This is a genomic window from Desulfosarcina sp., assembly GCF_041551955.1.
Taxonomy (GTDB): Bacteria; Desulfobacterota; Desulfobacteria; order Desulfobacterales; family Desulfosarcinaceae; genus Desulfosarcina.
The window spans coordinates 1-12132 of sequence record NZ_JBFELV010000126.1 but is presented as its reverse complement, the minus strand read 5'-3'; the positions used below and the strand labels follow the sequence as shown (position 1 = coordinate 12132).

The window sequence follows — 12132 nt, the reverse complement described above, 5'->3', positions numbered from 1 at the left end:
CCCGCCTACATCGGGCCAGGTGTTCATCTTTGGCGAAAATACCACCGGCAAGACCCCCGAGAAGATGTGCCGGCGCGGGTTGTCGCGCACCTTCCAGATCCCCATTCCCTTTCCCAAGATGACCGTGCTGGAAAACGTGATGACCGCGGCCATCTTCGGCAACCGGCCGGGAACGATCAAGGACCCGGCGGCCCACAGCCGCAAGATGCTCGAATTCGTCGATTTTCCCATCGACGAAGACACCATCAGCGAGCAGCTCAATACCGTTCAGCTCAAGCGCCTGGATCTGGCCCGGGCCCTGGCCAGCGGGCCGAAGATGCTTTTTCTGGACGAACTGGCCTCCGGGCTGAGCGAAGGCGAGCTCAATGACATGATCACCTTGATTTTTAAGATCCGCGACCAGGGCATCACCATCTTGATGATCGAACACATCATGCAGCTGATCATGAACCTTTGCAACCGGCTGGTGTGCATCCAGTTCGGCATCAAGATCGCCGAAGGCACCACTGAAGAAGTGGCCAACGACCCCAAGGTGACCAAGGCCTACCTTGGCGATTCAGCCGACGCCTGCAAGGCTGAAGCGTAGAAAACTGGATACTGGAAGCAATCAACGCAGAACTCTGAACCCCGAACCCAGAACCCAGGTGGAGACGCGATGCTACTGGAAGTGAACAACCTCAATGCCGGCTACGGCTTTCTGCAGATCCTGCGCGACGTGTCGCTGACCGTTGACACGGGTGAATACGTCTGCCTGGTGGGCCCCAACGGCGCGGGCAAGAGCACGACCCTCAAGACTATCGCCGGACTCGTCCCGCCCATGAGCGGCGAGATCCTGTTCAAGGGCGAGCCCATCGGCGGCCTGCCGGGCAACAAGGTTGCCCGTAAGGGCATCGCTCTGGTGTCCGAGGCGATGAACCTGTTCGTCAACATGACCGTGCAAGAGAACCTGGCCATGGGGGCCTACACCATCAAGGATAAACGGCTGCAGAAGGACCGCCTGGGATTCGTGTTCGATCTGTTCCCGCGGTTGGTGGAGCGGCGCAACCAGCTGGCCGGTACCATGAGCGGCGGCGAGCGCAAGATGCTGGCCATCGGACGCGGGCTGATGTCCAACCCCACGTTGCTTTTGGTGGATGAACCCTCCTTCGGTCTGGCCCCGCTGCTGACCGAAAACGTCTTCCAGAGCCTGGACACCCTGATCAAACAGGGAATGACCATCATGGTGGTGGAGCAGAACGTGACCAAGACCCTGGCGGTGACCGACCGGGGCTACGTGCTGGAAAACGGCCGCATCGAGCTGGCCGGCAAGAGCAGCGACCTGGCCTGTGACGCCCACGTGCGAAAGGTCTTTTTAGGGGTTTAATCGGAAAGGAACCGGTTCATGGTAGAGCAGGTCGAAAAACGCATCTGGGAACGCGTCTTCAAATGGAGCAAAACCGCAGCAGGCATGGCGGTGATTCTGACCGTGGTCGTGGCCGTGGCGGCCACCGTGGACCGCGGCGGCTACGTGCTGGTCAACACCGTGGTCACCGGCGGCATGCTGGCCCTGGTGGCCATGGGTCTGGCCCTGGTGTTCGGCGTCATGAACATCCCCATGTTCGCCCATGGGGAGTACTTCATGATCGGCTCGTTGACCGCCTACTATGTGTTCACGCCCATAAACAACTACATCACGATGAACCCCGACTCGTCGCTGGTCTTTCTGGGCCCGCTGATCACCATCGTGGCGGCCATGATCGTGGGTGCCCTGGCAGGGGTCGTCTCCGAGGTGCTGGTTTTCTCCCAGCTACGAAAGCGCAGCCGGGAAAACTGGGTAATGAACTCCTTTCTGCTCACCGTGGGGTTGTCGGTGGTGCTGATCAACGCCCATCAGCTCTTTTTCGGGGCGGACTTCAAAGGCATCACGCGCTATTGGGCCGGCATGCCCATTTCGGTCATGGACGTGTTCATCTCGCGCGACCGGGCCATGTCCTTTGCCCTGGCGGCCATCGTGGTGGTGGTGTTCTGGTTCTTCATGACTTACACCCGCACGGGCCGGGCCATCCGCGCCGTGTCCCAGGACGAGAACGGCGCCCTGATGGTGGGCATCGGCCTCAAGGGCATCCTTTTGTTGACCATGTCCCTGTCCTGCTCCCTGGCGGCCATTGCCGGTGCCAGTTTGCTGTTCATGTACCCGGCCTACCCGTCGGTGGGCTTAGAGCCCTTGTACATGGCCTGGTTCGTGGTGATTCTGGCCGGTCTGGGCAATGTGCTCGGGGCGGTGATGGGCGCCTTCATGGTGGCCCTGTTAAAGGTGCTGACCATCGAGTACATCGGCTCCGGCTGGGACTTCGTGGTGCCCTCGGCCCTGATCATCGTGGTGTTGATCTTCAAACCCAGCGGCATATTCGGCTCCGAAGTGCGCGGCGTCCTGGACAAATAGCGGAGGATTCATGGACCAGAACAACCCTTTCAACAAGCTGCTGGACCTGTTGTGCTTTACTCCGGCCGGACTGATCGCCCTGGCGGTGCTGTTCTTACTGCCCCTGATTCCACCCTTCAACCAGGAGTACCTGCTGCGCTGGCTGATCAGTGCCGCTTTTATCGCGGCCCTGGCGGTGGCCTTCGACTTTACGGCCGGGTTCATCTCCATCGTCAACTTCGGCTACGCGGCCATCATGGGCCTGGGTGGCTACACCTCGGCCATCCTGGCCGAGCGCATCGGCCTGAACCCGTGGTTCGGCATGCTCGCCGGCGGATTGCTGGCGGCTTTCCTGGGGTTCGTGATCGGCGCCGTCACCTTGCGGCTGCGGGGCATATTTGCCGCATGCCTGGCCTGGTTCTTCGGTCTGGCCCTGATGGGGCTGGCCACCAAGATGGTCTGGCTGACCCGCGGTCCGCTGGGCATGCGCGTGGACCGGCTGTTCGAAACCCAATCCAACTTGCCCTACTACTACCTGTGCCTGACCATGATGGTGGTCATCTACATTATCTGCAAGTGGTGCACGCGGACCAAGATGGGCCTGGCCTTCAAGGCCATCGGCCAGAACATGGAGGCGGCGCGCACCTCGGGGATCAACCCGATTTTCTACCGGCTGGTGAACTTCACCCTGAGCTGCGCCCTGGCCGGGTGGATGGGGGGCTTCTACGCCCACTACTACGGCATTCTCACCCCGGACATGATGCACACGTCCAAGACTGTGGAGGTCCTGGCGGTGGCCTACATCGGCGGGCGGGGCAGCCTGTGGGGCGGGGCGGCCATTGCCTTCCCCTTCATCTTCGCCATGGAGCTGGTGCGCTCGTCATTGTCCAACCTGCCGGGCCTGAACCTGCTCTTGTACGGCCTGCTGCTGATTCTGGTGATGATCTACTACCCCGGCGGCTTTGCCGAGTTCTTCGACACTTATGTTCGTAAACCCAAAAACCGAATGATGGATTATTTTCTCAACGGTGCTTATGGCGCTGCCAAATAAGATCAACCTGAGATAGCCGTCCAAAACTTGAAAAACATATTGGCGCTGGATTTGCGCCGAAGCTATGCCATATCAAAAGGAGAAGAATGGTTATGAAAACACAAGCAAAAGTGGTGGTCATCGGCGGAGGCGCCATCGGCGTCAGCGTGGCCTATCATCTGGCAAAGTACGGCTGGAAAGATGTGGTGTTGATTGAAAAGCACGAGCTGACCTCCGGCTCTACCTGGATGGCAGCGGGAAACTGTTCATTTTTTCATGGTAACTACTACTGCACCCAGGTCAACATGAAGAGCATCGAGATCTACCAGGGTTTGGAAGCCGAAACCGGCCAGAGCGTGGGCTGGCACACCACCGGCTCTATTCGCACGGCCGACAATCCCGGCCGTATGGAAGAGCTGGGCTACATTTACAGCATGAACCGCTGCCTGGGCTTGGACGTGAGCTGGATCACCCCGGAAAAGATGAAGGAGATGCATCCGCTCATGAACGTCGACGGCATCATCGGCGGACTCTATTGGCCTGATGACGGCGATGTGGACCCCAACGGCATCACTATGGCCATGAGCATCGGGGCCAAGAAGCACGGCGCCGAAATCAACACCCACACCCAGGTGACCGGCATCGACCGTACCCCTGCCGGTGAGTGGCTGGTGCACACGGACAAGGGCGATGTCACCTGTGAATATGTGGTCAATGCCGCCGGTCTGTGGGCGCCGGAAGTAGCCAAGATGGTGGGCCTGGAGATTCCCTCCATTGCCGGCGAGCACACCCACATCCTCTTCGAGGCCATCGACGCCGTTGAAAAACGCGACGCATACCTGCCCCTGGTGCGTGATCCCGACCGTTCCATCTATATCCGCCAGGAGATGGACAGCCTGATTCTGGGCCTATACGAGAGCAAGGTGAAACAGTGGAACCCCAAAGGCGTACCCTGGGATTACGCCCAGACCGAACTGCAGCCGGACATCGACCACATTGCTGATTTCATCGAAAACGGCATTTACCGATTTCCGATCATGGGCGACACTGGTTTCAAACACGTGACCGACGGGCCCATTACCTACACGCCCAACGGCGACCCGCTGGTGGGACCGGCCTATCCGTTGAAGAACTTCTTCCACGCCTGCGGCTACAGTTTCGGCATCACCCAGGCCGGCGGCATCGGCCACTACCTGGCCGGCTGGATCATGAACGGCGAGCCCGAGATCGACCTGTGGCCGGTGGACAGCCGCCGCTACGGCAGCTACGCCAATTGGGCGTACAACCACGAGAAGATCGAGGACACCTATCCGCGGCTCTACGCCATTATCTGCCCCAATGACTGGCGTGATGCCGCCCGCCCCAACCGCACCGCGCCCATCTACGAGTATCAGAAGCAGGCCGGCGCGGTGTTCGGCGACTACTACGGCTGGGAGTGCCCCAATTATTTTACAGACAATGCCGCTGACAAACGGGAAAACCCGGGCTGGAAGCGCAACAACGCCGCCGGTTATGTGGATGCCGAGTGCAAGCACGTCATGGAAAAGGTGGGCATTCTGGACCTCTCGCGCTTTGCCAAGACCCGCATCACCGGCCCGGGTGCCGACGCCTGGCTCAACCGCATGACCTGCCAGAAGGTGCCGGCCACGGACGGCCGCATCGCCCTGTCCCCCATGCTGGATCACAACGGCAATTTCAAATCGGACATGACCGTCACCAAGATCAAGGACGGTGAGTACTTCTGTGTCACCGCCTCCGTGGGCAAGCGTCACGACCAGCACTGGCTGATGGAAAACCTGCCGGCCGACGGCAGCGTCTGCCTGGAGGACGTGACCTACCAGCAAGGCTGCCTGGTGATCGCCGGTCCCAAGAGCCGGGAGGTGTTGGCCAAGGCCTGTTACAACGACCTCTCCAACGAGGCCTTCCCCTTCGGCACCAGTCGGGAAATTTACGTAGGGCGGGTAAAATGCCGGGTCAACCGCATGAACTACGTGGGCGAACTGGGCTACGAAATCTTTCATCCCATCCAGTCCCAGATTCCGGTCTTCCAGACCCTTATGGCCGCGGGCAAGAACCACGAGCTGAAAATGTTCGGCATGTACGCCATGGATTCCATGCGTCTGGAAAAGGGCTACCTGGCCTGGAAGAGCGAAATGAACGTTCATCACACCCCCTTGGAGACCAATGTGGCCTGGACGGTTAAAATGGACAAGGAGTTCATCGGCAAGGCCGGGCTTGAAAAACAGAAGGCTGCCGGTGTGCCCCGCCAACTGGTCTGCCTGGTCTGTCAGGCCGAGGATGCCGATCCATGGGGCTACAACCCCATCTTCAACGGAGACCAGATCGTGGGCATGACCTCTTCGGGCGGCTATGGTCATCGCACCGACAAGAGCATTGCATTAGGCTACGTGCCGCCGGCGCTGGCCGCGCCGGGAACCCGGCTGGAAGTGGAAGTGCTGGGCAAGCGTCTGCCTGCCGAAGTGGTCGCCATGCCGCTTTACGATCCCAAAAACGAACGGATGAAAGCGTAAAATCAATTAAGAATTGTGAATGTTGAATTATGAATGGATTAACTCTGTCGGCTTATACAATGATAGAATACCCTCATTCAAAATTCAAAATTAGACAATAATAATTATACCTTAGGATACCATCATGCAGATTTACGTATGCGTTAAACATGTGCCGGACACGGCGGCCAACATCAAGCTTGTCGGCGAAAACGGTTTCGACGACGCCGGCTGCAAATTCATCGCCAACCCCTACGACGAATACGCAGTCGAGCAGGCCGTGCAGCTGGTGGAAAAAAACGGCGGCGAAGTGGTCGTTGTCACCGTCGGCAAACCGGCGGCCGCGGCCACCATCCGTGCGGCCATGGCCATGGGCGCCCACCGGGGCATCCTGGTCACCATCGAGAGCCAGTTTCTGGACAGCCAGACCACGGCCCGGGCGCTTGCGGCGGCCATCCAACAGGACGGCAAACCGGACATCATTTTCACCGGCAAAGGCGCCGTGGACTCCGAAGGCTTTCAGACGCTTTACCGGCTGGCCGCTGCCATGGGGCTGCCGGTGGTCAACGAAATCAACAGGCTGGAACTCGCCGACGGCAAAGCCACCGTGGGACATGAGATCGGCGGCGGGGCGCGAGAGGTGCTCGAAGTGGCCCTCCCCTGCGTCCTGGGCACCACCAAGGGCCTTAACGAGCCGCGCTATCCCAAGTTTCCTGACATCATGAAGGCCAAGAAAAAGCCGATCAAAGAGATGGCTATCGCCGATCTGGGTGTCTCCCTCGACGGCGCCCAGAGCGAACTGGTCAAGTTGGAAAAAGTTCCCGAACGTACCGGTGCCAAGATGCTGGGCGGCGATGTTCGTCAGGCGATGGAGGAGCTGGTGAGGATACTGAAAGAAGAAGAAAAAGTCATTTAATGCTGGCGGAAACGGCATCTTGTGTCCCGGGCCGGCGTTCTCACATTTTTCCCATCCTCGACGTAGCGCTGCTACGCCTGTGGTGTGAAAAATGCTGCGGCCTTGCCCCGAAACACAACCTACCATTTCCGGAGAGACGATAAAATCGTCCGTCAACCGGCAATAGAAGGAGAGAAAGCATGGCAAAAATAGGAATATTGATTGAAACCGAAGACGGCAAGGTCAAGGACACCAACTTCGGCGTTCTGACCGCCGCTCGCGCACAGGGTGAGGGGACGATCGTCGCCCTGATGCTGGACGGTTCGGCGGACGGCGCCAAAGAGGCTCTTGGAAAATACGGCGCCAACAAAGTGGTTCAGGTGTCCGCGGCGGGCGGCGACCTGTCGACCCGTCCGGACCTCAAGGCCAGGGCGCTGGCCGCCGCCATCGACAACTACGGCTTGGGCGCCCTGCTGGGACTGGCCAGCGCCCAGGGGCGCGACATTTTTGCCAGACTGGCGGCATCCATGGACCTTCCCCTGGCTTCTGACTGCATGGCCGTCGACCTGGCCGCGAAAACCGTCAAGAAATCTCACTTCTCGGGCAAAACCTTTGCCACGGTCAAGATGTCCGGCCAGGTGATGCTGTGCGCCCTCCGTCCCAATGCCATCGAGGCGGTGGAGGCATCGGTAGACGCCGCTGTGGAGTCCTTTGATGCACCCGTCGAGGATCCGGGTCTGGTCAAGGTGGTGGACGTGAAAAAGGAGGCTGCCGACACGGTGGACCTCACCGAAGCCGGTGTCATCGTCACCGGCGGCAGGCCCATCGCATCGGCCGACAACTATAAAATCCTGGCAGAATGCGCCCGGTTGCTGGGTGGTACCATCGGCGCCTCACGCGCCGCCGTGGATGCGGGATTTGCCCCCCACGCCATGCAGGTGGGGCAGACCGGCAAGACCGTCAGCCCCCGGCTGTATATCGGCTGCGGCCTCTCCGGTTCGGTGCAGCATTTTGCAGGCATGAAAACCTCAAAGGTGATTGTGGCCTTCAACACGGACAAGGATGCGCCCATCTTCGAAAAGTGCGATTATGGATTTGTCGGCGATCTTTTCGATGTCGTGCCGGTGCTGACGGAGGTTTTAAAAGAGAAGTTGTAGCTCGGCCGCCAGTTTCAAAACGCCCCATTTCAGCCAATATCGGCGTTGGGCTCCCCATTTCAATCCTCGACATACGACATGTATGCCTCCGGTTGAAATGGTCGCCCGCCTTGATCTTGGCCGAACTGCAACGTTTTGAGACAGGCTCTGATGCGAAAATAAATGGTATTTTGGGGCCCATTTTTGCTTGTATGTCTTGATTTGAACCGCGATAGCGAGCGCATTCCTCGCCGCTTGCGGCGGGGTTAGCGAGCGAACTGAAAATAGACATTCATCCTTACGGTGCTGCGCAGCACTGCCGTTTCAGGCAGAACATTTCCCGAGGCTTGCCGCGGGGAGGGTTCAATCCAGCAGTCTCATCGTCTTATCCGGAGTGATTCATGGAACAGTACGCGATAATTAAATCATTTGTCATGCTCATGGCCCTGGCCGGGGCCTTCTCTTTTTTCTTCCTGCGGGTCAGACGGCTCTATCGTCTGATGATGGCCGTCGAAGGCACCTCGGAATTCAAGCTGGACCATCTATCTGCGCGCATCGGCGTGCTGTTCAAGGATGTGCTCGGCCAGGCCAACGTTCGGCGCAAGAAACTGCCCGGCATCGCCCACACCCTGATCTTTTTCGGCTTTCTGGCCGTGCAGCCCCACAGCCTGGAGTTGATGATCAAAGGCGTGTGCCCGGCATTCGAGGTGGGCAATTGGATCCCCGGCCTTTATGGCGGCTACCTGTTCACGGCCGACATCCTGGCCTCCTTCGTACTGGTCGGGTTTGCTTATGCAATCTACCGGCGGACCATGCTTCGTCCAGCCTACCTGACCCTGGGGACCGACGCCAACCTGATCATCCTGTTTACCTGTCTGATCATCATCACCTTTCAGGCCATCAACGCCTTTCAGACCCTGCTGCCTGTCGAGCCGGGCCTCTATGACTATCGAGGCGTTTTTCCCCTGTCTGGCTGGCTTGTGGGCCTCTTCGGCCTTGACCGGATGAGTCCGCAGCAGGTTTTTGCCGGCTACGAGATCGCCTACTGGATCCACATGGCCACCATCCTGGGGTTTCTGGTTTACATCCCCGGCTCCAAGCACCTGCATCTGCTGGCCGCTGCGCCCAATGTCTTTCTAAAGCCGCTCGAGCGGGAGAAGGCCATCGTCAAAACCGACATCGAGAACGAGGCGTTGGAGACCTTCGGCCTGGGCAAGGTTAGTGAACTGAACTGGAAGAACGTGCTCAACCTATACGCCTGCACCGAGTGCGGCCGCTGCGAAGAGCAGTGCCCGGCGGCCCACACGGACAAGCCCCTTTCACCGAAAAAGATTGTCCATGACCTAAAAGTCGACCTGCTCGACCAGTCCGACGCCATCCTGGCCGGCAGCTTCGACCAGGTCAAGCCCATCGTGCGCGATGACGCCCCGGTCACCGGTGACGTGCTGTGGTCCTGCACCACCTGCCGGGCCTGTGAGGACATCTGTCCGGTGAACATCGAACATCTCGATTTCATCATCGAGGCACGCAAGCACCAGGTCCTCATGGAAGCCAGTTTTCCGCCGGAGGTGCAGGAAACCTTCACCAATCTCGAGAACCAGGCCAACCCCTGGGGGTTCGGCGCCGACAGCCGAGCGGACTGGTGCAAGGGCTTGGACGTGCCCTTGATGGGCGACAACCCCGATGCCGACCTGCTCTGGTTCGTGGGATGCGCCGGGTCCTTCGACGACCGGGGCAAGAAGATTTCCCAGGCCATGGCCCGGGTGCTTCAGCGCGCCGGGGTGAACTTCGCCATCCTCGGCCCGGAGGAGGCCTGCAACGGCGACATGGCCAGGCGGGCCGGCAACGAATATCTGGCCCAGATGCTGATCCAGCAGAACGTTGAGGTCCTCAACGGCTACAAGCCCAAGCGAATTCTCACCGGCTGCCCCCACTGCTTCAATATCATCAAGAACGAATACCCCCAGTTCGGCGCCGCCTACCCGGTGGTCAGCCATGCTGAACTGCTCTTCGACCTGCACAAGCAGGGGCGCCTGAAGCCCAACGGCAACGGCCTCGGATCGCTGACCTTCCATGACTCCTGCTATCTGAGCCGCTGGAACGGAATCGTCCAGCCGCCCCGCGACCTGCTGCGCTCCATGAACAACGGCCAGTTGACCGAGATGCAGCGCATCCGTGAGAAGGGATTCTGCTGCGGTGCCGGCGGCGGCCGCATGTTCATGGAAGAGACCCTGGGAAAACGCATCAACATGGACCGGGCCGAAGAGGTGATGCGAAGCGGTGCCGCCACCGTGGCCGCCGCCTGCCCTTTCTGCGCCACGATGTTGTCGGACGGCCTCATGGACAATGAATCGACCATCGTCGTCAAGGATATCGCCGAGATCGTGGATGAGGCGACGGCCTGATTTGCAGACGGCAATAAAGTGTCGGTCCATAAACGGCATCTTCCGTTCCAGGCCGGTGTTCTCGCTCTGGTAAATCCTCGACGTAGCGCTGCTACGCCTCCGGTTTACCATCGCTGCGGCCTTGGCCTGAACCGGAACCTACCGCTTATGGAGCGACACCGTGCGTGGGTTGATGGATGGTTGAGATGAATTGACTCGTTTGATTGGTCCTATTTGGTTCTAATTGGTTGCGAACCCCATAAACCCGGAACCCGGAACCCGGAACCCAGAACCCAGAACCCAGAACCCAGAACCCCACCGGAGGTGGCCATGCCCGTCGAAGCCAATATCGTTGATATATTAAATAAAAACAAGATCACCTACAAGGTGGTCGAACACGAACCGGTGTATACGAACCCGGCCATGGCCGAGGCCCTGGGGGTCAGCGAAGCCGAAACCGTCAAGTCTTTGGTCCTGCTGACCAAGGAGAAGCGAATGGTGGTGCTGGTGATGCCCGGCGACAAAAAGGTGGACTGGAAAAAAGCCGCAGCAGGCATCGGGACCAAAAAGGTCGCCTTTGCCAAACCCGAAGACGTGCTGGAAAAAGTGGGCTGCGAAGTCGGCTGTGTGCCGCCCTTCGGCCAGTTGACGCCGCTGCCGATTTTCATGGATCCGGACCTGACCAAAAAAGACGTGGTCTATTTCAACCCTGGCAAGCACGACAAATCCTTCAAGATCAAAGCCTGGGACCTCAAGAAAGTCTGCAAGCCCCAATTCATTTGATGTGATAGGATGCCTGCAGAGGCGCCGGAGTGATCCGCCGGCGCCTCCTTGACAATCGGTTCCCACCTGCGTAGATTCCTGGGCCGTGACAAATCTTTTACTGGCCTATCCATTCGCGATCCATTAAATTGCCATAGCTTAAAATCACGGGTGCCATGTAGGGCGGAGGCGTCAATCGCGTGGTATGCTGTATATTTTTCAATAATAAAACGAGTTTCTTATGAACCCTGTTGCTTTGCCTCGTCGGACGGTTTTATCATTTATGGCTGGCTGCTTGTTGTTGCTGATGGTCGGCAATGCCGCCGCAGCAGATCTGCGCGCAGATCTGCCGCCGGATGTCATATCGACGCTTCACTACCTGTTGGATTTAGTCAACCATGAGGATGGTGCGGCCTACGATGTGCAGCGCATCGCGCCACTGATGGCGTTTCTCCTGTCACCCAAACCGGACGATGCCATTTATCGGGCCGACGATTCCTTCGACGCGCCATCCGCCTATAATCAATTTACCGTCAACACAGGGGTCCAACGTATCACCGACTACATCTTGGATGCCGATATTCCCTCTTTTTTCTTTTGGCCGTCCTCCCTGCGATTGTCGCGGTGGACCCGGGTGGACGGCGGTGATCAGCAGTTCGAACGGCTGAGAGAGGCATCCAACGGTCTGAATGCACCGTTCATCCTCAAAGGGGCCGAACACATTACCATCACACCGGATCAGCACACGGGTGCCTACTATAGCTACGACGTCGACCGGATGGTGATCGTCGGCCCCTACCGGAAGGGAAAGGTCATGATCAACGTCTACCGGCAGCAGAAACCGTCGGCGGTGGGCAGAAGAGGGTGGGTGCTGGGCAAAGACGAAGAGTGGAGTTATCTGTACACCCGGGATAAGGGATTGAACCTCAAGGGACTGGGGTGGGCCGATACCTACATGTACGATTCGTTCGGGGTAACCGTCTATTTTCAGGCGGATCCCGAAAAACCGACCGT

General features: G+C 58.8%; 10 protein-coding genes. All 10 read left to right on the top strand.

Annotated elements, in window-relative coordinates:
- The coding region (locus ABYV26_RS11560; protein WP_372681141.1) for an ABC transporter ATP-binding protein at positions 1-586 on the top strand (586 nt) is incomplete at its 5' end.
- A gap of 69 nt (positions 587-655) precedes the next feature.
- Positions 656-1363, top strand: a complete 708-nt coding sequence (locus tag ABYV26_RS11555; protein ID WP_372681139.1) for an ABC transporter ATP-binding protein — start codon at positions 656-658, stop codon at positions 1361-1363.
- 18 nt (positions 1364-1381) lie between these two features.
- Entirely contained in the window at positions 1382-2422 is a 1041-nt protein-coding gene (locus ABYV26_RS11550) for a branched-chain amino acid ABC transporter permease (RefSeq protein WP_372681137.1), read from the top strand.
- Between the two features lie 10 nt (positions 2423-2432).
- On the top strand, positions 2433-3452 hold the full coding sequence (locus tag ABYV26_RS11545; protein WP_372681135.1) for a branched-chain amino acid ABC transporter permease: 1020 nt from the start codon (positions 2433-2435) through the stop codon (positions 3450-3452).
- A 92-nt stretch (positions 3453-3544) separates the two neighbouring features.
- Positions 3545-5962, top strand: coding sequence for an FAD-dependent oxidoreductase (locus ABYV26_RS11540; RefSeq protein ID WP_372681133.1), 2418 nt, complete (start codon positions 3545-3547; stop codon positions 5960-5962).
- Positions 5963-6086: 124 nt separating this feature from the next.
- Complete coding sequence (locus ABYV26_RS11535) at positions 6087-6857, top strand: electron transfer flavoprotein subunit beta/FixA family protein (RefSeq protein WP_372681131.1); 771 nt, start codon at positions 6087-6089, stop codon at positions 6855-6857.
- Between the two features lie 179 nt (positions 6858-7036).
- On the top strand, positions 7037-7993 hold the full coding sequence (locus ABYV26_RS11530) for an electron transfer flavoprotein subunit alpha/FixB family protein (protein WP_372681129.1): 957 nt from the start codon (positions 7037-7039) through the stop codon (positions 7991-7993).
- A gap of 380 nt (positions 7994-8373) precedes the next feature.
- Positions 8374-10377: a (Fe-S)-binding protein gene (locus ABYV26_RS11525; RefSeq protein ID WP_372681127.1), complete on the top strand. Its 2004-nt coding sequence runs from the start codon at positions 8374-8376 to the stop codon at positions 10375-10377.
- Positions 10378-10686: 309 nt separating this feature from the next.
- Positions 10687-11139 (top strand): aminoacyl-tRNA deacylase, encoded by a 453-nt coding sequence (locus tag ABYV26_RS11520; protein WP_372681125.1) that lies wholly within the window; start codon positions 10687-10689, stop codon positions 11137-11139.
- Between the two features lie 262 nt (positions 11140-11401).
- On the top strand, positions 11402-12132 hold a 731-nt coding region (locus tag ABYV26_RS11515), incomplete at its 3' end, for a hypothetical protein (protein WP_372681124.1).